17 protein-coding genes are annotated in these 22,840 nt (G+C 71.5%); 5 read left to right on the top strand and 12 right to left on the bottom strand.

Annotation, left to right across the window (positions count from 1 at the left end):
- Positions 1 to 3: 3 nt before the first annotated feature.
- Positions 4 to 1,098, bottom strand: a complete 1,095-nt coding sequence (locus ACZ49J_RS30790) for a DUF5925 domain-containing protein (RefSeq protein WP_467453800.1) — start codon at positions 1,096 to 1,098, stop codon at positions 4 to 6.
- A 211-nt stretch (positions 1,099 to 1,309) separates the two neighbouring features.
- On the opposite strand from ACZ49J_RS30790, the gene ACZ49J_RS30795 reads away from it, so the two are divergent.
- Complete coding sequence (locus ACZ49J_RS30795; protein WP_467453798.1) at positions 1,310 to 2,731, top strand: GH39 family glycosyl hydrolase; 1,422 nt, start codon at positions 1,310 to 1,312, stop codon at positions 2,729 to 2,731.
- 114 nt (positions 2,732 to 2,845) lie between these two features.
- On the opposite strand, the gene ACZ49J_RS30800 is transcribed toward ACZ49J_RS30795, so the two are convergent.
- The 7 genes from ACZ49J_RS30800 to ACZ49J_RS30830 form a co-directional block, all read right to left on the bottom strand.
- Complete coding sequence (locus ACZ49J_RS30800; RefSeq protein ID WP_467453796.1) at positions 2,846 to 6,727, bottom strand: lipopolysaccharide biosynthesis protein; 3,882 nt, start codon at positions 6,725 to 6,727, stop codon at positions 2,846 to 2,848.
- Positions 6,720 to 7,517 (bottom strand): polysaccharide deacetylase family protein, encoded by a 798-nt coding sequence (locus ACZ49J_RS30805; protein WP_467453795.1) that lies wholly within the window; start codon positions 7,515 to 7,517, stop codon positions 6,720 to 6,722. The genes ACZ49J_RS30800 and ACZ49J_RS30805 overlap by 8 nt, the downstream gene beginning before the upstream one ends.
- Complete coding sequence (locus tag ACZ49J_RS30810; RefSeq protein WP_467453794.1) at positions 7,510 to 8,529, bottom strand: glycosyltransferase family 2 protein; 1,020 nt, start codon at positions 8,527 to 8,529, stop codon at positions 7,510 to 7,512. Before ACZ49J_RS30810 ends, ACZ49J_RS30805 begins: the two co-directional genes overlap by 8 nt.
- Positions 8,526 to 9,353, bottom strand: coding sequence for a glycosyltransferase family 2 protein (locus tag ACZ49J_RS30815; RefSeq protein WP_467453793.1), 828 nt, complete (start codon positions 9,351 to 9,353; stop codon positions 8,526 to 8,528). Before ACZ49J_RS30815 ends, ACZ49J_RS30810 begins: the two co-directional genes overlap by 4 nt.
- Positions 9,354 to 9,720: 367 nt before the next feature.
- Positions 9,721 to 10,821: a GNAT family N-acetyltransferase gene (locus tag ACZ49J_RS30820; RefSeq protein WP_467453792.1), complete on the bottom strand. Its 1,101-nt coding sequence runs from the start codon at positions 10,819 to 10,821 to the stop codon at positions 9,721 to 9,723.
- A gap of 1 nt (position 10,822) precedes the next feature.
- A complete protein-coding gene (locus tag ACZ49J_RS30825; protein ID WP_467453790.1) occupies positions 10,823 to 11,155 on the bottom strand; it encodes a hypothetical protein in 333 nt (110 codons plus the stop codon).
- 372 nt (positions 11,156 to 11,527) lie between these two features.
- Positions 11,528 to 12,736 carry a S8 family peptidase gene (locus ACZ49J_RS30830; protein ID WP_467453788.1) on the bottom strand — a complete coding sequence of 403 codons (1,209 nt, stop codon included), beginning with the start codon at positions 12,734 to 12,736 and terminating at the stop codon, positions 11,528 to 11,530.
- Between the two features lie 315 nt (positions 12,737 to 13,051).
- Between ACZ49J_RS30830 and ACZ49J_RS30835 the strand changes: the two genes are divergently transcribed.
- Entirely contained in the window at positions 13,052 to 13,858 is an 807-nt protein-coding gene (locus ACZ49J_RS30835) for an SGNH/GDSL hydrolase family protein (RefSeq protein WP_467453787.1), read from the top strand.
- A gap of 4 nt (positions 13,859 to 13,862) precedes the next feature.
- On the opposite strand, the gene ACZ49J_RS30840 is transcribed toward ACZ49J_RS30835, so the two are convergent.
- From ACZ49J_RS30840 to ACZ49J_RS30855, 4 genes are all read right to left on the bottom strand, one after another.
- The gene (locus ACZ49J_RS30840) at positions 13,863 to 15,500 is read right to left on the bottom strand and encodes a serine/threonine-protein kinase (protein ID WP_467453785.1); all 1,638 of its coding nucleotides are present in this window, start codon (positions 15,498 to 15,500) and stop codon (positions 13,863 to 13,865) included.
- A gap of 63 nt (positions 15,501 to 15,563) precedes the next feature.
- Complete coding sequence (locus tag ACZ49J_RS30845) at positions 15,564 to 17,426, bottom strand: nickel transporter (RefSeq protein ID WP_467453784.1); 1,863 nt, start codon at positions 17,424 to 17,426, stop codon at positions 15,564 to 15,566.
- Positions 17,423 to 19,087 (bottom strand): tetratricopeptide repeat protein, encoded by a 1,665-nt coding sequence (locus ACZ49J_RS30850; RefSeq protein ID WP_467453782.1) that lies wholly within the window; start codon positions 19,085 to 19,087, stop codon positions 17,423 to 17,425. Before ACZ49J_RS30850 ends, ACZ49J_RS30845 begins: the two co-directional genes overlap by 4 nt.
- A gap of 189 nt (positions 19,088 to 19,276) precedes the next feature.
- Positions 19,277 to 20,809, bottom strand: coding sequence for a DUF4331 domain-containing protein (locus tag ACZ49J_RS30855; RefSeq protein WP_467453781.1), 1,533 nt, complete (start codon positions 20,807 to 20,809; stop codon positions 19,277 to 19,279).
- A gap of 242 nt (positions 20,810 to 21,051) precedes the next feature.
- Between ACZ49J_RS30855 and ACZ49J_RS30860 the strand changes: the two genes are divergently transcribed.
- From ACZ49J_RS30860 to ACZ49J_RS30870, 3 genes are all read left to right on the top strand, one after another.
- Positions 21,052 to 21,594 (top strand): sigma-70 family RNA polymerase sigma factor, encoded by a 543-nt coding sequence (locus ACZ49J_RS30860; RefSeq protein WP_467453780.1) that lies wholly within the window; start codon positions 21,052 to 21,054, stop codon positions 21,592 to 21,594.
- The gene (locus ACZ49J_RS30865) at positions 21,591 to 22,403 is read left to right on the top strand and encodes an anti-sigma factor (RefSeq protein ID WP_467453779.1); all 813 of its coding nucleotides are present in this window, start codon (positions 21,591 to 21,593) and stop codon (positions 22,401 to 22,403) included. The genes ACZ49J_RS30860 and ACZ49J_RS30865 overlap by 4 nt, the downstream gene beginning before the upstream one ends.
- A gap of 115 nt (positions 22,404 to 22,518) precedes the next feature.
- The gene (locus tag ACZ49J_RS30870) at positions 22,519 to 22,782 is read left to right on the top strand and encodes a hypothetical protein (protein WP_467453777.1); all 264 of its coding nucleotides are present in this window, start codon (positions 22,519 to 22,521) and stop codon (positions 22,780 to 22,782) included.
- Positions 22,783 to 22,840 lie beyond the last annotated feature (58 nt).

Here is a 22,840-nt window from a genome sequence, read left to right on the forward strand (position 1 = left end):
CCACTACAGGTACAGCCCCGCGTCCGCCCCCGACCGCGGCTCCGGCAGCGACGTCGGGGACGTCCCCCGGCGCAGCGCGTACAGCTCCGCCAGCGTCGCCCCGTCGCGGCCCACGCCCTCCTCGGTGCCCAGCCAGGTCACCGCCTCCCGCCGGGTCAGCGGGCCGACCTCGATACGGGCGAGGCAGCGGCCGGGACGGACCACGGCCGGGTGGAGGCGCTCCAGGTCCTCGTTGGTGGTGACGCCCACCAGGACGTTGCGGCCCTGGCCCAGCAGGCCGTCCGTGAGGTTGAGCAGACGGGACAGCGCCTGCCCCGCCGTGTGCTTGGCCTCGCCGCGGATCAGTTCGTCGCAGTCCTCCAGGAGCAGCAGCCGCCAGCGGCCCTTGCCCGCCGCGTCCTCCTCGCCGATCGCGATGTCCATCAGATAGCCCACGTCGGAGAAGAGCCGCTCGGGGTCCAGGACGCAGTCCACCTGACACCAGTCCCGCCACGAGCGGGCGAGCGTGCGCAGCGCCGACGTCTTGCCCGTGCCGGGCGGGCCGTGCAGCAGCAGGAGCCGGCCCGCGATGTCCTCCGGAGTCGTCTTCATCAGGCGATCCATCGCCTCCGCCACCGGCGCCGTGTAGTTCGGCCGGACCTCCTCCCAGGTGCCCGCCGAGATCTGCCGTGTCGTGCGGTGCGGGCCGCGCCTCGGCGACACGTACCAGAAGCCCATCGTCACGTTCTCCGGCTGGGGCTCCGGCTCGTCCGCCGCGCCCTGAGTGGCCTGGCCGAGCACCTTCTCGGCCAGCTCGGCGCTGGTCGCCGTGACCGTGACGTCCGCGCCGCGGTTCCAGCGGGAGATCAGCAGCGTCCAGCCGTCCCCCTCCGCGAGGGTCGCGCTGCGGTCGTCGTCCCGCGTCGAGCGCAGTACACGGGCGCCCGGCGGCATCAGCGTGGCTCCGGACCGCACCCGGTCGATGTTCGCCGCGTGCGCGTGCGGCTGCTCGCCCGTCGCGAAGCGGCCGAGGAACAGCGCGTCGACGACGTCCGAGGGTGAGTCGCTGTCGTCGACGTTGAGCCGGATCGGCAGAGCGTCGTGTGGGTTCGCAGACATGCCGCCATGATCGGGCACGGGGGCGTCCCGTGCACCCGGTTTCCCGCGCGCGCCGGTTGTGTCGACGCCGCCACGGCCCTCCGGTACCGGCGGGCCGAACTCCCGGCGCGCGCGGGCCGTACTTCCCGTTGTGTACGAGTCGTCCTGTTACCGGGCTGTCGCATTTCGCCGTCTGTCCTCCCGGGCATCCCCAACATTACTGTTGTCCTTGATGGGACGTCATGGGTGGAATACGGGGGTACGGCGGTGGCGGCTCACCGCTCTGCTCGGTGTGGGCGCGGCCGCTCTGGCCCTGGTGCTGACCCTGCTCAACACACTGCCCGGGGACGGCGGGAGCACCGCCGGGACCTCACGCGACGGGGACAAGGCGCACGGCACACCGGCCGTCCCGCCCGAGGACCTCGGACCGGACGTCGGCTGGGGCTTCACGCACACCCAGTTCAGCGCCGACGAGGGCAGCGGGGGAGCGACCGATCGGGTTGAAGGGCTGCTGTCCAGGACCGGGATGCCGCAGATCCAGCACATCATGGGCTGGGGCGCGGGCAACCCGGAGCCCGTCAAGGGGCGGTACGACTTCGCGGACCTGGACCGGCGCGTCGACTTCGTCCGCGCCTCCGGCGGCACACCGGTCGTCACCCTGTGCTGCGCCCCGGACTGGATGAAGGGCGGCAAGGCCGGCGCCGACAACACGAACTGGAGCCAGGCCTCGCTGGAGACCGCCCCCGAGCCGGAGCACTTCGAGGACTACGCGGAGCTCGCCGCGACGGTCGCCAAGCGCTACCCGGACGTACGGCACTTCATCGTCTGGAACGAGTTCAAGGGCTTCTGGAACAACGCCGAGGGCCGCTGGGACCACGAGGGCTACACCAAGCTGTACAACCTCGTCCACAAGGCCCTGAAGAAGGTCGACAAGGACATCATGGTGGGCGGCCCCTACCTGGTCATGGACAGTCTCGACCCCCGCCAGAAGCAGGGCACGTCCACGACCCTGAAGGGCCCGTGGGGCGCCATGGACCAGCGGGTCCTCGATGCCTTCGACTACTGGAACGAGAACAAGGCGGGTGCGGACTTCGTCGTCGTCGACGGCTCCAGTTACACCGAGGACGACGAGATGCTGCCCGACGAGTTCGGGGCGACCGACAAGCTGACCGCCGTCAGTCGCTGGGTGCGCGAGCGGACCGGGGATCTGCCGCTGTGGTGGGCCGAGTACTACGTCGAGCCGGGGGACGCGAACGACGAGCGGGACGGGTGGTCGGAGACGCGGCGCTCCGCTGTGCACGCGTCCGGGTTGATCGCCATGGCCCGGGGTGGGGCGAGCTCGGGTTTCTACTGGAACCCGCAGAAGGAGAAGGGGTCGAGCTGCGCGGGCTGTCTGTGGACCCCCACCGCCGGCTCCGACGGCGGGCGGGCGCTGCCCATGTTCGATCTGCTGTCCCGGTTCAGTGAGGCGTTCCCGCCCGGGACGAAGTACGAGACGGTGTCCGTGGCGGCGGACGACAAGCCCCATGTGCGGGTGCTGGCCGACGACAAGGTCGTGCTTGTGGTCAACACGCTGGACCGGTCGATCAGTACGGAGGTTGACGGGAAGCGGTTCGAGATGGGCGCGTACGAAGTGAAGTGGTTGCGGCGTTAGCGTCTGCCCGGTTGTGTTTGTGGCCGGCTGCGGGTTCGCCGTGGCTTGTCGCGCCCACGCGGCGGAGCCGCATATCGATACAGCCCCGCGCCCCCTCCGGGGGCGCCGCCCTCCCTACGACCCCCCCATCGTCAGGAACCGCTGCACCAGCGAAGCCAGCAGCACCGCCAGCAGGGGCAGGGAGAACCAGAAGGCGCTCTGGAGCCACCGGAGTTGGCGGACGCTCGGGCGCACGGCCACCCGGACGACCTCGCGTGCCGTGAGGAGCAGGATCAGCGCGATCGCCGCCAGGCCGCCCACGACCGACCAGGGCGTCCAGGTCACCTGCGGGCCGATCGGGCCGGGGTCGGCCTTCGGGATCCTGCCGTCCGGCTGGTCGCGGAGGGCGTACATCGTGACGTCCGCGTTGGTGAAGACCCTCTTCAGGTCCTCGCGGGCGTCGAGGTTCCTGATGAGGCGGGTTTCCCAGGTGCGCGAGTAGCCCGAGTCCAGCTGGAGGTAGGTGACCTGGCTGCGGTTGATCATCAGGTACGAGTTCGGGCCCGCGTCCTTCAGGGACTTGGCCAGGCCCGAGACCAGGACGGGATCGGGCGGCGCCGGCGTGGGCACGTACTCGACCTTCTCCATGTCCCGCGCGCCCCACGGCATCGCGGGCGTCACGTCGTTCACGGGGTCGGCGCTGAGCCACAGCAGCCGTACGGTCGGCTTGTCGTGGGCGTACACGTACTCCATGGCCGCGACCTCGTCCGTGCGGGTCCGCTCGAACGGCTCGTTGCCCCACCGGGCCACGAGGAAGCCGCCGATGAGGACGAGCCCGGCCATCAGCGCGGCCAGTGGGGCGAGACTCACCTTGTCCTTGTCCCGCTCCTCCTCGGTCACACCCGTGCGCGGGAACAGGGCCAGCCCGGCGAGCAGGGCCGCGCCCGGCAGGGCGAACATGAAGACGCGAAGGGCCATTTCGCCGCCGTACGACTGCATGCCGAAGCCCAGGAACGGGACGAAGGTGAGGACCAGCAGGGACCGCTCGCGGTACTTGTGGTCGCGGCGGCGCCACCAGCCGTAGCAGGCCATCGCCATCACCGAGCCGGCGAGTGCCACGCGCGCGTACAGAACGAGTTTGTGGGTCGAGCTGCCCTCGCCGATCCGGCCGGAGACCGAGGACGTGACGTTCCCGCCGACGCCGCCGACCCCGCCGAAGAGTTCGTCGAAGTGGCCCGACCAGTACGGCTCCGCCAGGAAACCGATCCACACCGTCACCATGACCGCGAAGAGGATCGGCAGACCCCGCAGCTCCGAGCGGCCGGTCAGGACCAGTGCCGCGAGCACGCCCAGCATCACGAAGGGCGTGAGCTGGTGGGCCGGGACCGTCGCGGCGTACAGCGCGATCAGGATCGCCAGCAGCACCACGCGCTGCCGGCGGTCCGTCGGTTCCACCTCCGCCTCGCCAGGACGGACCGCGCCCCACAGCATGCGCGGCGCGCGGAACCACACGAGCAGGATCGCGACGAAGACCAGGTACAGCAGGAACGTGAAGCCCTGGGGGGAGAAGTAGTCCTGGCCGACCCAGCCGCTCAAGCCGAAGACCCAGATCCCCGTCCACCTGGCGCGCCAGCCCGCCCGCATGGAACGCGTCAGCAGGACCATCGGCGCCAGGTACAGCAGTTGCATGGTCGTCGGCCACCAGCGGATCACCTCGGTGAAGTCGCTGACGCCGCAGGCCTTCGCCACGAACGCGGCCGCCGCGAAGAAGCCCGGCCAGCTCCAGCGCGCGTCCAGGTCGGGAACCGCGGAGCCGGTGCGGTCGATGTAGTCGATGAAGCCGAGATGCTGCCAGGCCGTCGGGAAACGCGGCTCGGTCTCGATCACCGCGGGCAGGGCGTGCAGCGACACCACGGTGGCCACGAGGGTGATGAGCAGCAGTGCCCTGTGTTCGTGGTTCGTCCACAGCAGCGAGCCGAAGACGACGGCCAGCAGTCCGGCGCCGATCAGTGTCGGCATCGGCAGCACGGAGACCAGGCCGAGCCCGCCCATCCCGTCCAGCGCCGCGTCGTCGAGCGCCAGCGCGGGCACCCAGTACAGCAGCAGCGCGGAGAGCAGCAGACAACCCAGCACCACACCGGACCTGGTGGGGTGCGGCAGCCGCTCGCGGAGGGAGCGGGGAGGGGGCTCGGCGGCGTCCGGTGCGGGCGTGGCGATCTGCCGCACGGGCAACGACTCGATCCTTGGCCGTAGGGACGGCATCGGCCGGCTTCCCGGCTCCGGTCCCGCTCGCTCGACCGCGGACCGGCCGGCCCTCCGTCCAGCGCCCGAACCGCCCGCGCCTTCCTCCTCTCCGTTCTCCGGGGGCTGTACGTTCTCCGGAGTCTGTACGTTCTCGACCGGCAGGCTCCCCCGTTGCTCCGGCAGCGGGATCCTCAGTGCCCAGGTCGGCCGGTGGTCGCGTCGTACCGGGAGTGTGCCCGCGGGCGGGGTGCCCGGGCCCGGGCGGACGTCCGGACGGCGCTCTTGGTGGTCGAAGTCGACGTGGATGCCGAGCGCGAGCGTGTCCGAGTCCAGTGGGCGCGCCCAGGCGGAGCCGGGCTTCCTGGCCACGGGGCCGAGGTCGGCGAGGTCGCCGTCCGGCGGGGTGTCCTCGGGCACGGCGTCGGACGGCGCGGCGCGCAGGATGGCGTACAGCTTCGGCGCGGCGAGCAGCACGATCACCGCGAGGCTGGAGATCTCGGCGACACCCGCGCCGACCAGGCCCGTCCGGGGCAGGAGCAGCAGCGTCAGACCGAGCACGAGCACGCACAACAGGCCCTGCAGCAGGGCCAGTCCGGCGGTGCGGCTCTGCGCGCGCAGCACCGCGAAGTACGTCTCCGTCACGACCCGCAGCAGCGCGCCGACGGCGAACCAGCGCAGCAGTGGTGTCGCCGCGTCCGCGTACCCGGAGCCGAAGACGCCGAGGATCCAGGGCGCCCCCACGAACAGCGCCCCGCACACCGGCAGCATGATCCGGGCCATCCGCTTCAGCGCCGCCCGGGTGTTCGCCGCGAGCCGCCCCGGATCGTGCGAGCCCTCGACGGTCAGGGAGGCGCCCATGTTGATGGCGAGCAGGTTGACCGTGCCGCCGATCGTGGTGGTGATGTAGAAGTACGCGTTGTCCGCGGAGCTGACCTGCGCGGCGACGATCACCGGAACGAGGTAGACCACGGCGAGCGAGAACAACGAGCCCGTGTAGTCGCCCGCCAGGAAACGGCCGATCTCCCTCATCGACGGCGGACGCGCGTGGTCCTGCGTCGCCTCCACATGCCGCGGCACCAGGCGCCGGAACACCAGCCAGCCCAGCGGCAGCACGGACACCGCGATGGCCGCGACCCACGACACGAACACACCCAGGGCGGGGATCGAGGCGGCGAAGGCGACCAGCAGGACCAGCTTGACCGCCGAGAACACGGTGTTGCCCACCGGCACCCAGACCGCGCTGCGCAACCCGGTCAGCACCCCGTCCTGGAGGGTGAGCAGCGACCACGCCACCACGGCGAGGACGAAGAACAGCCCGCTGAGCGGGTCGCGCAGGAAGCGGTACGAGGGCCCCCACACGTTCAGCGTCAGGATGAACACCAGTGCGGCGAGCGCGACTGCCACCGAACTTCCCGCGTACGTACGGAAGATGAGCCGCCCCGTGGACCGGCCCGCGATCGGGATGAAGCGGGCCAGGGCACCCGTCAGGGTCAGCGCGGCGAGTCCCGCGAGGAACTTCATCGCGGCGATCGCGGCCGAGCCCTGGCCGACGGACGACTCGGAGTAGTAGCGGGCGGCGGCGAGCCAGAAGCCGAGCCCCAGCACGGCGGAGACACCGGTGTTGAGCATCAGGGCGTAGGCATTGCGGAACAACTGGCTGCCACCCGCCCCCCTGCCCCATCCGGGCAGCCGCAGCCGGCGGCCGGACTCCCGCTCGGGCGCACCTTTCTCGGCAGCGTCGTGGGACTCGGCTGTAGTGGTCGTGTCAGACACGGGAACGGATGGCCTTCCGGACCTGTCGTGCTCTGCGGACCATGGCGTACCCCTTGGTGAGGGCACGGTCCCTGATGAAGTCGCGGGCGATCGCGCGGCCCTCGACGAGCCGCTCGAACTCCTCGATGCCGGTGCCGCGCCGCACGGTGACGCGCCGCAGCGCGTACGGCCCCTGCCTGCGCCGCGCGAGGCCGTTGCCCACGGCGAGCGCCTGCGCGAACCCGGCCTCGCGCACCGCCCGGCGCACCCGGCGGCTGGAGTAGCCGTACGGGTAGGCGAACGAGGCGGGCACGGTGCCCAGTTCACCGGCGACGATGTCGCGGCAGCGGGTCAGCTCGAACCGGAGCGCGGCGTCGTCGAGCATGTCGAGCTGCGGATGCGTGTGGCTGTGGCCGCCGATCTCCACGCCCGCGTCGGCGAGTTCGCGCACCTGCCCCCAGTCGAGCATCGTGTCGAGGGCGGCCCCCGTGTCGTACGCGCCCCTGAGCCAGCCCGTGGAGACGAACAGCGTGGCCGCGAAGCCGTGCCCGGCGAGGACGGGCAGGCTGTGCCGGTGCACGCCCTCGTACCCGTCGTCGAAGGTGACGAGGACGGGACGGGCGGGCAGCGGGCGGCCCGTGCGCCAGCTCGTGCCCAGTTCGGCCGTGCTCACCGGGGTGAAGCCGCGGTCCCCGAGCAGGGCCATCTGCTCGGCGAACGCCTCGGGGGCGACGGACAGGGCACGGGTGGCGTCGCTGGGCGCGCTCGCGACCGCGTGGTACATCAGGATCGGTACGGGCGCGTCAGCCATGTCCCGGCCCCCCGGCGTCCCGTTGCCGCCCGTCGATCTCCCCAGCCGGGACCACGCGGAACGTGGCTCCGCCCCGCCGTCCCCGGACGCTCCCGACGGCATACCCGCCGGCCGCCGCAAGCACTCCGGCGACGATCGCGCCCGCGCGCCCCGCGCCCCCCGGGCGAGCCAGCAGCGCGTCGCGCAGTCCGCGGGCGACCCCCGCGGGCAGGACACGGGTCGCGTACCGGCGCTCCGACTCCAGTCCCCTGTCCGCGCCGACGCTCCGCGCCACGAGCGCCTTCGACAGGCCCTCGGCGTAGGTGCGCGTGCGGAAGTAGCGGAAGTGCTCGCGCGCCTCGGGCACCCGGTGGTGGATCACGGCGCGGTCGTCCAGCAGCAGGACCGCGTCGGGTCGCGCACGGGTGAGCCGGATGCACAGCTCGGTCTCCTCGCAGCCGAGCGGCCGTTCGCCGTCGTCGCGGCCGATGCCGGTCGCGAAGCCGCCGGCCGCGTCGAACGCGGCGCGGCGGAACGAGGCGTTGCCGCCGAGCACGTTGCGCACCCGGGCGCGGCCGGGGGGCAGGCCCTTGTAGGCACAGCCCACCACCCAGTCGAACTCCTCCGGGAACCACGCCGGACGGCGGCCGGACGCCCACACGGGCACCGTACGGCCGCCGACGGCCATGACCCGAGGGTCCGCGTACCCCTCGGTGAAGTACCGGAGCCAGTCGCGCTCGGCCACGGCGTCGTCGTCGAGGAACGCGATGATCTCGCCGGACGAGGCGGCGATCCCGGTGTTGCGGCCGGCGGACAGGCCGCGGGGGCCCGCGTTGGCGAGCACCCGCACCTCCCCGGCTTCCTGGTACTCCTTCGCCAGCCGGTCCAGGAGCGCCCCGTTGTGGTCGACGACCAGGAGGGTCTCCAGGGCCGGCCGGGACTGCGCGCGCACCGAGGCGACCGCCGCGAGGATGTCCTCCCAGCGGTCCTCGGTGTACACGCAGATCACGACCGAGACGCGCGGCTCGTTCAAGACGCCTCTCCCTGGCCGGCGATGAGGACGGGGGAGTGCGAACGGCGGCGTAAAGCACGCCGGTTGGAGCGTTCCTTGAGGATCACCTTCAGGACCCGGAGCCCGTCCCGCACGGCCCGCAGATTGCTCGCGCCGTGGATGCGGAGGTACTCGTGGCTCGGGATCTCCTGCACTTTCAGACCGGCCTTGACCACCCGGATGTTCATCAGGGTCTCGACCTCGAAGCCGGTGCAGTCCAGGTCGATCTTGTCGAGGCAGTGCCGCCAGAACGCGTTGTAGCCGTAGCAGAGGTCGGTGTAGCGGGCGCCGAACTTGCGGTTGACGACCGCGCACAGCGCCCGGTTGCCGAGCATGCGGATCAGTGTCATGTCGTCCGTGCCGCCGCCGTTGGCGAACCGTGAGCCCTTGGCGAAGTCGGCCCCGGACACCAGCGCGGAGACGTAGCTGACGATCTCGTTGCCGTCGGCCGAGCCGTCGGCGTCGACCATCACGATGATGTCGCCGGTGCACGCCTCGAACCCGGTGATCAGGGCGTCCCCCTTGCCCGTCCCACGCTGCGGCACGACCTTCAGGTCCGGCCACAGCTCGCGGGCCACCTCGACGGTGTTGTCGGTGGAGTCGCCGTCGACGAGGACCACCTCGTGGATCCACGCCGGCAGCGTCTTGAAGACGTACGGAAGGTTCTCCGCCTCGTTCATGGCGGGTATCACCACACTCACCGGTGGCGCGATGGCCAAGTGGGTGGAGATGGGCCGGTACCGGCCGGCCTCCCCCTGCTCCTCGCCCGTGCCATCGGGTATCGCCGGGCGCAGAACTGAGCTCATGAGTCTGGATCCCTCTCGTCCGGTGGACCGCCCGCCCCTGGGCGGCCCGGCATGTGTTCCGGTTCGAAAGGGGGGTTTGTTTCTCACCCGGGCATGACGAACTGACTCTTCGCGCATGCCTGGTAAGTCGGCACAGCTTGCCGGCTGCCGAATTCGGGCAGCCGGTCGCGCGGCAGTGCTCGGCTGAACGTGCGGTCACCGAGCACGGCACCCCCCTACCGCGCCCCGCGCCGGGACCATCGCGGACCTGAGCCCTCCCCTGGAGCCGCTGAATGATGGACCGATGCGGGTTGATGTATGACGGTATTGATGATTGAGACGATATGGCAAGACCTACACCGAGGTCTCACGTTTTTGGAGTTGTGTCCTATTCCTGACTCCTCGAACGGATTTCGCCCATCCGTTTGAGGAGCCTGTCGGCCGGCTCGAGGAGCTCCGGCCGGGCCACCACCGCGTTCCGCAGCGCCCGGACCGGAGCTCGGCGAGCCCGGTGTCCCAGGGCCACGGGGTGACGGCGGGTCACCCAGCCCTCGGCCACGGGGATCTCGCGCGTCTTCAGGGAGTCCTTGTACTGCTTCTGGCCCCGGCCCAGGTCCAGATGGGCGATGCCGTCGGCGGCGGCCGCCTCGGCCATGTGCAGATGCAGCAGCAGACCCGGGGAGAACCTCCCGTACGCCGGGTCGTACGCCGGGAACCAGTCGGTCAGTATCCGCTCGGAGCGCAGTCCGAAGTGCGCGGCGATCGGCTTGCCGTCCGCGTACAGCACGGACAGGTTCCCCGCGAAGGACTCGGAGCGGGTGTGGAAGAGACGGCGCACCAGCCGGCTGATCCAGGGGTGCGCGAAGCGGTCCATCCGGCCGGTCCTGCGGTACTGCGCGGACTTCCAGGCCATCAGCGTCCGCAACGCGGCCGGGTCGCGCTCGTCGTGCACGTAGTGGACGTCACCCGCCGCCCGGCCGAGCCGCCGCTCCTTGGCGAACGTCGACCGCACGAACTTCGGTGACCTGGCGCGCAGTCGGGCCAGATACGCCTCGTAGCCGTCCTCCAGGTCCATGACCGGGGAGGGGAAGGTGCCGGTGGCGTGGACGCCGAAGGGTGTCTGGCCCCCGGCCAGGTGGTCGAACTCCCACACCGCGAGCCCGCAGGCCCGCAGCAGCTCCCGGGCGTCCCACGTGAAGCCGGGCCGGTGCACCAGGCCCTGGCAGTCCGAGAGGCCGAGCCCGATGGCCCGCCCGACGCCGAGGGCGGTTCTCTGGAACGGGAAGAACGCGGCGGCCTCCCCGTCCTCCCGTACGACCGCGATCCGCACTCCGCGCCGGCAACTGCCCACCGCCAGGGTGAACTCGGGGGACAGGAACGGGTTCGCCAGCTGGGGCGAGCCGTTCAGGTGCGCCTTCGACTGCAGGGCCGTCCAGGCGGCCCGGTCGGCGGCGGTCAGTTCGCCGGGGCGGTACACGCTGATGTCCACGTCAGGATGTCCGCCTTCTCTCCGTAAGGCCGCGCAGGCGGCGCACCAGGGTCGGCAGGAGGACGAGCGAGCTGGTGGCGGCAACGGCCACGACGCCGCCGCGGACCGACCAGGAGTGGGTCGCCAGCATTCCTTGTGCGACCAGGAGGTTCAGCGCGACCGCCCCCGCGATCGACGCGACGGCGCGGCCAGGGGGCCCAAGACCGCGCAGCGCGACCCAGACGGCCGCCCCCGGCACGGCGAGGAGGAAGAACAGCGTGAACGGGCCGCGCAGCGGGGAGTCCGCGTCGGCGAGCGCGAGCAGGGCGCCGGTCGTCGCGACGACGGCGGCCATACCCGCGAGCAGCGGCGTCAGGTTCCCCTCCGGACCCTGCCGCGGCCGCCCCGCACCCCCCGGTAAGGGCGGCTCCGATGAGGATGGCTTGATACGTATGGTCTGCATGGGCGACTTTGCCCCCCGAAGCGCCGGATGCCGGGCTTCAATGTCGCTCAGCGGACTCGGGGGCGTCAAGACGGGGAGCGCGGCGACGCGGTACGGGGGCGGTGCCCTCGCCGGGAACGAGTGGACGTATGAGGCAGTTCCCCGGAGGCGTGGCGCCTCCGGGGAACTGCCTTCCTGGTCAACCGAGTTGCTGGTGCGCGGTGACCAAACCGCGGGCCGTCCTCGGCCGGTCGCGCCGCTCCTCGCGCCCCTTACGGGGCGCTGTTACTGGACGACCTTCAGGAGGCGGTTCGGGGAGCCGGTGCCCGGGCTGGTGACCTTGCCCGAGGTGGCGCCGCCCGTCAGGGCCGTGGCGACCTGGGCCGGGGTGGCCGAGGTGTGTCCGGCGAGGTAGACCGCCGCGGCGCCCGCGACGTGCGGGGTGGCCATCGAGGTGCCCGAGATGGTGTTCGTCGCGGTGTCGCTGGTGTGCCAGCCCGCCGTGATCGAGGAGCCGGGCGCGAAGATGTCCAGGCCCGAGCCGTAGTTCGAGTAGCTGGCCCTGGCGTCCGTGTTCGTCGTGGCGCCGACCGTGATCCCCTCGGCGACGCGAGCCGGGGAGGTGGAGGAGGCGTTGGTGTTGCTGTTGCCGGCGGCGAGCGCGTAGGTCACGCCGCTGGCTATGGAGTTGCGGACCGCCGTGTCCAGGGCGGTGGAGGCTCCGCCGCCGAGGGACATGTTGGCGACCGAGGGGCCGCTGTGGTTCGCGGTCACCCAGTCGATGCCCGCTACCACGCCCGCCGTGGTGCCGGAACCGCTGTTGTTCAGCACGCGGACCGCCACGATCTTCGCGGCCTTGGCGACGCCGTAGGTCGAACCCGCGATGGTGGTGGCGACGTGGGTGCCGTGGCCGTTGCCGTCCTGGGCGACGTTGTCGCCGTCGACCGCGTCGTAGCCGTTGGTGGCCCGGCCGGCGATCTGCTGGTGCGTGATGCGGACGCCGGTGTCGATGACGTACGCCGTCACGCCGCTGCCCGCCGAGTCCGGGTAGGTGTACGTGCCGGAGAGCGGCAGCGACGTCTGGTCGATGCGGTCCAGGCCCCAGGGGGCGTTGGACTGCGTGGCGTCGGCCGTGACCGTCTGGTTCTGCTCGACGGAGGCCACCGCCGGGTCGGCCGCGAGTCTCTTCGCCTCGGTCGCCGAGAGGTTGGCGGAGTAGCCGTTCAGCGCGTGGGTGAACGTCTTCTTCACCGTGCCGCCGTACGTCTTGATCAGGCCCTTGCCCTGGCTGGACGAGGCCTTCAGGCCCGTGGCGCCCTTCTTGAGCGTGACGATGTAGCTGCCCTTGATCGCGGTGGGGGAGTCGGCTGCCAGCACCTTGCCCTCGGCCGGGGCGGCCTGGGCGGGAAGTGCCGTGAGCCCGCCCAGGAGGGCGGCCGTCGTCACGGTGGTGAGGGCGGCGATCCGGATCTTGTGGGTACGCAGCTGTGCCATTACGAGGGGGTCCTCCTCTAGGCAGCGCGCGCCGGGGTAGGGCGCACGACTGTGGGGGGTGCGCGCGTCTTCGCACGCACAGCCCTGGAGCGTCGCGTTCCACTCCAGGGCTGGGTAAAGACTGGGTGATCTACGGGTGTAGCTCAAGAGAGTTGAGCCCTTGTCACGGGTCTGTCATGGGCATGTAACAAACCGTCCGGTGAACGGACGGTGTGAGTCCGTGTACGGGATGGAAAGTATTGGCATGGACACTTCCAGTCAACACGTGTAACTGCTACCACGGTTGAGGCAGAGATCCTGCTAAAGGGAGGTTCCATGAGACGTTCCCGACTTACGGCATACGCGACCTCGCTCCTCCTCGCCGCCGTCACCGCCCTCACCGGGGTTACGACGGCGCAGGCATCCCAACAGGCCGCAGCCACCGGCTACGTGGCCCTCGGCGACTCCTACTCCTCGGGTGTCGGAGCCGGCAGCTACATCGGTTCCAGCGGCGACTGCAAGCGCTCCACGAAGGCGTTCCCGTACCTGTGGGCAGCCGCAAACTCACCCTCGTCGTTCAACTTCGCGGCATGCTCGGGCGCCCGAACGAGTGATGTCACGGCCAGTCAGCTGGGCGCGCTGAACTCCGGCACCGGCCTGGTGTCGATCACCGTCGGAGGCAACGACGCGGGCTTCGCCGACGTCATGACGACCTGCGTCACCTCGTCCGACAGCGCCTGCGTCTCGCGCATCAACACGGCCAAGGCGTACGTCGACTCCACGCTGCCGGGACGGCTCGACAGCGTGTACTCGGCCATCCGGGCCAAGGCGCCCGCGGCCCACGTCGTCGTGCTCGGCTACCCGCGGTTCTACAAGCTGGGCCAGGCGTGTGCCGGCCTCTCCGAGACCAAACGGTCCGCGATCAACAACGCCTCCGACTACCTCAACACCGCCATCGCCAAGCGCGCCGCCGACCACGGCTTCACCTTCGGCGACGTCCGTCCCGCCTTCACCGGCCACGAGCTCTGCTCCGGCGACTCCTGGCTGCTCAGCGTCAACTGGCTGAACATCGGCGAGTCGTACCACCCGAAGGCTGCCGGCCAGTCGGGCGGCTATCTGCCCGTGTTCAGGAACGCCGCCTGAACGCTCAGTCCGACAGGGAAGGGGAGGCCCCGTCCGTCGGGGTCTCCTTCTCGCACGTCACCGAGAAGGGCACCGAGTTGGACGCGGTCTTCACGGGGCCGCGGACCTCGACGCTGATCTCGTCATCGAACCTTCCCTCTTCGGACTCCGTCGTCGCCGTGACGGAGTCCTGCTTGGTCTTCCCGCCGCCGGCCGGGAACGACAGCGTCTTCCAGCCCGGGTCCGAGACGTTGCCGCTCCCGGCCACCCAGCGGTACTGGACCTCCACCGGCACACTGCCCACGGTGAACGTGGCCGTGAAGACGGGCGCCCGGCCGTCCGGCGGCGGGCAGGTGCCCTCGTACTCGGTGTTGTCGCCCCGAAGCGTCACCTTCACGGAGTGGGCCGGCTCAGTGGTCCCCGGAGTGTCGTCGGGCGTGGTCTCGTCGGGCGGGGTGCTGTCACCATCACCGGTGCCGTCGTCGCCCGTGGGGTCGTTGCCGCCGCTCGAACCGCCGTTGTCGCTCCCGTCGCCGGAGCCGCTCCCGCTGTTCGTGGTGTTGTCGCCGTCCCCGCCGCCGTCGCCCTGGTTCAGCAGGGCGTACGTCAGCCCGCCCAGCGCCAGCGCGAGGACCGCCATGCCCGCGATCACGAAGGCGGCGGCGCGACGGTTGCGGTCGGGGCGCGCGGGCGCCGACGGGGCCGGGGGCCGCGTCGCGGCCGAGGGCTGGGTCGCGGCCGTGGGGGCCTGGTACGGAGGAGGCGTATCCGGGCTCGGGAAGGCCGCGACGGTCGGGGTGTACGGGGTCGTGGGGGCCGTGTCGGCGCGCGGAGTGGCGCCGGACGCGATCGCCCGCAGGTCCTCCTCCGCCCGCTCGGCCGGAACGCGCTCCGCCGGCTCCTTGCGCAACAGCCCCTCGATGACCGGGGTCAGCGGACCGGCCCGGCGCGGCGGGGGCAACTCCTCGTCGACGACCGCCCGCAGGGTGCTCAGCGGGGTGTCCTGGCGGAACGGCGAGCTGCCCTCGACCGCCGCGTACAGCAGCACGCCCAGCGACCACAGGTCCGACTCGGGGCCGGGTCTGCGGCCCAGCGCCCGTTCGGGGGCGAGGAACTCGGGAGAGCCGATGACCTCTCCGGTCATGGTGAGCGCGGAGCTGCCCTCGACCATGGCGATGCCGAAGTCGGTCAGGACGACGCGCCCGTCGTTCGCCATCAGCACGTTGCCCGGCTTCACGTCACGGTGCAGGACCCCCGCATCGTGGGCGGCGCGGAGCGCGGCGAGGACCTCGGCGCCGATGTGCGCGGCGCGCTGCGGGGAGAGCGGGCCCTCGGTGTCCAGCACGTCGGCGAGCGAGAGTCCGCGGACCAGCTCCATGACGATCCAGGGGCGGCCCTCCTCCATGGCCACGTCGTAGACCGTCACCACGTTCCGGTTCGCCACCCGGGCCGCGGCCCAGGCCTCCCGCTCCAGGCGGGCGTACATCCGCTCCACCTCGGGGGCCGGGAGCCCGGCCGGGGCGCGCACCTCCTTGACGGCCACCTCGCGGTGCAGCACCTCGTCGCGGGCCCGCCACACGGTCCCCATGCCGCCCTCGCCGAGAGGGGACAGGAGCCGGTAGCGGCCCGCGACCAGACGCTCAGTGCCGGGTTCTTCGGACACGGGTGTCCCCCCATCGCATCAGTGCGATCGCTCCACTCCGCGTTGTACCTGCCCAAAAGTAGCTCAGCCGAGTACGGATGCCGCCCCCTTGAGCACCAATCCGGCCCCCAGGGCGACGACGACGAGCGCCGACACCAGGGGCAGGGTCCTGCGGACCAGCGCGACGGCCGGGCCGCCGGCCAGCCGGGGCCGCCGGTCCAGCAGCCGCGTCATCCCGTCGCCCGCCCGGACGACGGCGAACCCGACCCCCGTCAGCGTGAGCGCAAGCCCGACGCCGAACGCCAGCACGAGCGTCAGCCCGAACCATGCCTTCCCCAGCGCCGCGGCGCCCACGAGCACGACCACCGCCGAGGGGCTGGGCACGAGACCACCCGCGAAACCGAGCAGGATCGTGCCGCGCACGGTGGGGGCCACGGGGTGGCTGTGGGTGAAGCCGCCGTGGGTGTGGGTGATGGTGCCGCCGAAGAGGGTGCGCTTGGTTTCGTGGTCGTGGTCGTGCTGGTGGTCGCCGTCGTGGCCCTTGCCGTGCGTGTGGGCGTGGCCGTGGTCGTGGTCGTGACGGTGGGCCGTGGCGTGTGCGTGACCCGGCGCGTGGGAGTGCGCGAGCGCGCGGGGCTCGGGCGGGGTGTGCTCGTGGATGTGGCTCTCGCCGTTCGCGTGGGCGTCCGTGTGGGCGTGTGCGTGGGCGAGGACCAGCGCGCGCTCCGGCTCGGGGGCGTGCTCGTGCGTGTGCCCCTTTCCGTGTCCGTGCTCGTGGTCGTGGGTGTGCCCGTGCCCGTGGTCATGCTCGTGGTCGTGCGTGTGCCCGTGGTGGTCGTGGTCGTGCGTGTGCCCGTGGTGGTCGTGGTCGTGCGTGTGCCCGTGGTGGTCGTGGTCGTGCGCGTGCTGCCGCATGAGCTTGCGGTTGAGCAGTGCACGGCGTACGAGGCTCACGCCCGCCGCCATCACGAGGAGACCGCTCGCGACGCCGAGCCACGTGATCACGGACGGCGCGGCGGACGACCCGGCGGCGATCAGCAGGCCGAGGGCGACCACGCCGAGTGTGTGGGTGATCGTCACCGAGACGATCATGGGCAGGACGTCGCGGAACGTCGCGTTCCCGCGCGCCGCGGCCGTCGCTGCCATGATCGTCTTGCCGTGACCGGGAGCCATCGCGTGCATCGCCCCGAGGAACACGGCGATGCCCAGGGCCAGCGTCGCGAAGCCGATGGTCAGGTCCTGACGGGCCACCAGGTCGTCGAGTGCCTTCGTCCAGCGGTCCGCCCCGCGCGGGAGGATCGAGGCGCCCGGCGCGTCGTCCTCGTCCGCGGCCAGCGCCGGCCCGCCCGGGCGCACCGTCAGGGACGCCGAGGCGGTGTCCTCCGGCGATGACAGCAACTCCTCCGGATAGCTGGTCAGTTCCCGGGACACGGACTTCTCGGGCACGTCCGACGCCGTCAGCGTCATCCGGTCGCCCCGGGCGGTCACCTCCCGCCAGCCCGGACCGGAGTCCACGGCGGCGCGGAAACGCACCGAGGTCGTCCGGTCGGGAAGGGGAGCGGTGAACCGGCACTCCACGCGCAGGGTCTTGAGCCCGGCCTGTCCGGGCCGCTCCTGCGCACTGCTCGACCGCACGGTCAGCGCCACGTTCTCGCCGCCGACCGTGACCTCGCTGCCCCGGGCGGCCGTCGCGCACCGTGCCTCGGCCCACTTCTCCCCGCCCTGCTTCTTGAGGGCGGGTTCGGCCTGGGTCGCCGGGATCTCCGCCAGGTCCTCGACGTGGAGGACGCGCAGCGTGCCGGAGGCGGCGACGAGGCCGTCGTACCGGTTGACGGTGAAGTTGCCGAGGGGGTGCGCGCTCGCGGTCCCGGCGGGAAGCAGGACGAGCGCGCAGACGGCCAGGAAGAGAGCCGTGCAGGAGGCGGACACACGCCGGCGGAGCGTCACTTGTCGGCCTCCAGAGCCTTGAGCGCCTTACGGGCCTTCTCGGCGCCCAGCGGGGAGAAACCGGAGTTGAGGTCGAGCGCCCCCGTGAGGGAACGCCGGGCCGCCTCGTCGTCGCCGGTGGCCCGCTCGATCATCCCGCGGTGGTAGAGGAACGTCGCGTCCCTGTACCCGGTGACCGCCGCGCGGCGCGCGTAGGGCAGCGCCTCGTCGCTGCGGCCGTTGACGTGCAGCGCCCAGGCGAGCGCGTCCGCCGTGTGGACGGTCTGCCGGAGCTTCCACTCGGCCCGGGCCGCGCGCAGGGCCGCCTTACGGTCGCCGTGGTCGGCGTCCGCGAGGGCGGTGTCGAGGTCGGCGTTGACACCGTTGGAGCGGGCGATCGAGGTCCAGGCGTTCACCAGGGTGTACTGGTCGCGGGCCTTCGCCTTGTCGCCCTTCACCTCGTACAGCTCGCCGAGTTCGACGAGCGGTCCAGGCAGCGGGTACCTGGCGACGACCTGCTCCAGGGTCCGGATCGCACCGTCCCGGTCGCCGCTCGCGGCCTCGGCGCGGGCGCGGCCCTCCAGGGCGGGGACGTACTCGTCGTCGGCGGCGAGGGCGCGCGCGTAGTGGTTGAGCGCCCCCTTGTAGTCGCCCTGTTTCCAGGCGAGTTGTCCGAGCTGTGTGGCCACGTACGCGATGTCGCCGCGTCCCATCGCGGAGTTGAGGGCCTGCCTGAGGACCCGCTCGGCGGTCTTCGTGTCGCCGCGCAGCTCGTGCACGTACGCGTACCGCGTGAAGACGGGGATGCCGGGGCGCCGGTCGTCGGCCAGGTCGGCGGCCTTGGAGGCGTCGTCGTAGCGGCCGAGCTCCACCAGGGCGTCGATCCGTGTGGCCAGCGCCCGTTCGCTGTACGGGTTCTGCTCCAGCGCGTCGTCGGCGTGGCGCAGGGCGCCCGCGAAGTCGTGGCGCGCCGCGGCGAGCGCGGCCTGTCCCGCGAGCGCCGGGTCGTTGTCCGGACGCAGGTCGAGTGAGCGCTTCAGGGCCTTCTCGGCCTGCGGGTAACGGGCCGGGTCGCCCTTGGTGCGGGCCTGTTCCACGTAGGCGAGGCCCAGCGTGGCCCAGGAGACGTAGTCCTTCGGCTGGGCGCGGAGATGGCTCTGCAGGGTGGCGACGTTCGCGTCCAGGTCCCCGCCGGCGAGCATCTGCGCCGTGAGAGCGGAGGAGTTCGACGTGCTCACCGGCTGCTGCTCCTCGCGATGGCCCAGCGCGATGGCCCCCGACGTGATGCCCACGGCCAACGCCGCCGCACACGCGGCGAGCCGCAGCACACGACGCCCTCTCGGCTCATCCGGCCTGCGCCTGGCCGCGCCGGCAACGAGCCGCCGGCCCTCGTCGGTCAGCTGGGCGGCTTCGGGGCGGCCGCCGTCGTCGGACCCGCGGGTGGCCTCGGACCCGTCGGCGACGTCGCGTTCGCCACCGGATTCCGGCTCCCGCCGGGTGTCGGGTGCGCTACCGGCATCGGGTGCGCTACCGGCATCGGGTGCGTGCGCGGCATGGGGTGTGCCACCGGCACCGGGCGCGCCACCGGAACCAGGTGCGTCCCCCGCAGCGGGGCTGAGGGCATCCGCGTCCTCGTCCCGGCGGTCGCCCTCCGGCGCGCTCTCGTTCGTACGCGGGGACATGACCTCTCCTCAGTTCCGTGACTCAGTTCCGTGGCTCAGTACCGTGACGCGAAGGTTCGCGGTGGCCGAAGGGCGGCGCGGCCCGCGCCGTGGGGGATGGATACGTGCGGGCCGCGCCAGTTCGGGGTCCGGACCGTTCAGCGGGTCCGGTGCGGGACCGGGCCGTTCACCGGCCCGGTCCAGGGCGGGTCAGTAGTACGCCCGCTCGTTCTGCCGGCGGCGCCACCAGAACAGGCCGGTGGCGATGAGCAGGAAGCCGCCCGCGCCGCCCGCCGCCGAAGAGGCGATCAGCACGGTGTTGTCCTGGCTGCCGCTCGCCGCGTTCACACCGTCACCGATCCCGGCGCGCACGCTGTCCGTGGTGTTGCCCTCGACGGTCTTGCCCCGCGAGCCGGCCGTCGGCAGACCCACGTACGGGAAGGACTTGCCGAACTTCTTGTCGTTCTTGTCGACCGCGTCACCCAGGTCGTTCTTGGCACCCAGCAGCTCGCCCTCGACGACCTGCAGCGCGATGTCGATCACGTCGTCGGTGAGCCGGCGCCCGTTCGGGAAGCCCTGGGTGTCACCGTCGAGCACACCGAGCCGCTTCGGCTTCGCGGTGGGCTTGATGGAGGTGTTGAGACGCAGCTGCTCCGACGGGGTGACGTGCGGCGGCTGGTTGAGGTCCTTGACGCCCTTGAGGAAGACGTCGACCAGGTCGTTGCGCGGCTCGTCGGGCGCCGGGATCTTGAAGATCGCCTCGATGAGCTTCGGCAGCTCCGGCTCGGTGACGTTGTTCAGGAACTGGGCGTCGTCCACGGGCGAGGACGCGTTGAACGTGTCCTTGTCCTTGATCGGGTTGACGACCTCGTTGACCAGCGGCATACCGAGGCGCGAGACCTGGTGGAACTGGCCGTCGGCGCCCTTGCGCTGGGTCGTCGACCAGATGCCGGTGACCGGCTGGTCGTGCGACTCGATGATCGCCTCACTGGGCACCTGCAGGGCGATCGTGTTGACGTTGTACTGCTTGAGCGTGTCCCGGCCGACCTCGGAGAGGTCACCGCCGTACAGCAGGTCGAAGACGCGCAGGTCCGCGAAGAACGGGTCGTCGGCCTGCCCGGCGTACGTCGTCACGCCGCTCGCGGTCTCGTAGACGGCCTCGTCGCGCAGCTTCTTGAAGTCCGGCATCGACGCCTTGCCGACGTTCGACGGCGCCACCCACACGTCGTCCGCGAGCTGCGTCTTCTTCACCGCGCGCCGGTTCTTCAGCTGGATGAGCTCGATGTCGTACGTCTGCGTGATGTTCAGGTCGGGGTCGTCGAGGCTCTCGACGACGCCCGTGTTGTACAGGAAGCTCTTGTCGTTCTTCGTCTTCGTCTCGAAGGTGTAGCGGAAGATCAGGTCCTCCTGCGCGTCGCCGTCCTTGTCGACGCGGAGGTCGTACTGGGCGTCCTCGGCGAACTGGTAGAAGTTCGGGCCGCCCGCGGGCTCCTCCATCGGGATCCAGTTCGCCACGATCGTCGTCGTGTCCGGCTTGTCCGGGCTGACGAACGCGTACAGGTCCGTGTTGTCGAACTGGGGCTGCCCCGAGATGAGGGGGGCCTCCCGGTGACTGGAGGCGGAGGCCGCCCCGGGGGCCAGCGCGGCCACACCGGCGGCTGTGAGCCCTCCGGCGGCCAGCGCGCCACATACGAGGGTCGCGATGCTCCTGCGCCCCGCGCCGCTCCTGGAAGTACTTGTCATGCCGTCCGTCATGCCGTCCGTCCTCTGTCCCAACTTGCCTGACGAACGCCATTCGGAGCGGTCGGCAGGGCGGATTGGTCGAATCTCAAACGTTCTTACGGAGCGTTGGAAATCTTGTTTCACCGGTTGGCGACCGAGTTTTCGGAGAGCCTGGTCCGTAACCCCATCCGGAGGTGGGTTCGTTGCGAATGCCTTATGCGAGGGGATGGCCGTGCGGCGCGGCCGGAGCAGAGGGGGAGCGAGTGGAGGCGGACGAACTTCTGGTCCGTGTGGCCGGAGGTGACCAGAAGGCATTCGAGGAGCTGTACGGCCTGGTGTCCGGGCCCGTGTTCGGGTTGGTGCGCAGGGTCGTGCGCGACCCGGCCCAGTCGGAGGAGGTGGCGCAGGAGGTGCTGCTGGAACTGTGGCGCTCCGCGGCCCGGTTCGACCCCGGCCGGGGCAGCGCCCTGTCCTGGATCCTCACGCTCGCGCACCGCCGCGCCGTCGACCGGGTGCGCAGCGCCCGCGCGGCCACCGAACGCGAGCAGCGCGAGGGCATGAGGGCCCATCACCCCGCGTTCGACCAGGTCGCCGAGGAGGTGGAGGCCGGCCTCGAGCGCGAGTGGGTACGCCACTGCCTGGACCGGCTCACCAGTCTGCAGCGCCAGTCGGTCACGCTCGCCTACTACGACGGGTACACCTATCGTGAAGTCGCCGAACAGCTGTCCCTGCCGCTCGGCACGGTCAAGACCCGTATGCGTGACGGCCTGACCCGGCTGCGCGAGTGCCTGGGAGGTGTGGCATGAGTCTGTTCGGCAGGCAGTCCAAGCGGGACCTGCACACGCTCGCCGCGCCCTACGCGCTCGACGCGCTGGAGCCCGGCGAACGCGTGCGGTTCGAGAAGCACCTCAGGGACTGCGACCGGTGCGCCGCCGAGGTGCGGGCGCTGTCCGAGGACGCGGTGCGCCTCGCGTGGTCGACGGCGGCCCCGGCTCCGCTCGCGATGCGCGACCGGGTTCTCGCCGCCGTACGCACCACGCCGCAGGAGGCCCCGTCCCAGGGCCAGGCCCCCGCGCGCCCCACTCATCTGCCGGCCCACGTGTGGGGCATCGAGCCGCCCCCGCACCGGGCGGCCCGCAGGCGCCCCCTCTTCGCTCCGCTGGCCACCGCCACGGCCGCCGCGGCACTCGTCGTGGCCTCGCTCTTCGCGGTGCAGGCGACGCGCACACAGGACCAACTGGACGCGGCGCGGGCCCAGTCACGTGAGATCGCCAACATTCTCGCCGCCCCCGACGCCCGTGCGACCAGCGAACAGGACGCGCGGGGAAGAGGGATCGGAGTGGTCGCTTCCGTCAAGGAGGGGCGCGCCGTCGTCACCCTGAGCGGACTCGGCGATCTGCCGAGCGGCCGGGTGCACCAGCTCTGGCTCATGCGCCCCGACGAGCAACCCCGCTCCCTGGGCCTGTTCCAGGGCGACACGCCCTTGGTCACGAGTGGAATGAACGATGACGCGACGTCACTCGCCGTAACCGTCGAACCGGACGGCGGATCGGCCCGGCCCACCACGCAGCCGATTGCCCAACTCGCCCTGGAATCTGTTGGATTCGGAGAGTGATCGTCAACGTCCTTACGGGGTAGGTGAATCCTGTGACCGAGATACACGCGTGCCCCCAGAGGGCGATAGGGTTACCCTGCCCGGGCCGGGTGGACTCGTACGGGTGGGGAGTGACATGGAACAGATAACAGCGCGCAGGGCGCGAGTCCCTGCGATCACCTGCGGGAGCAGCGCGAGCAGTTCGCGCCTCGACCGCCATCTCTCGGTGCTGGCCGGCCCTGCCGTGCCACAGCGTGAGGCGGCCGAGGCGACGTCGCTGATGCGCGAGATCACCGCACGCGAGCCGCACGAGCGGAGCGGCAAGGGCCACCGCATGGGCCGGGTGTCCCTCTTCGCGCCGCTGCGCCGGCTGCGCCGCACGCTGTTCGGCGGCCGCTGAGCACCACTGGCTCACCGCGAGGAGCCCGCGCACCAAGGCTGACCGCACGGAGCCCCGC

This window comes from Streptomyces sp. NPDC030840 (assembly GCF_055572015.1).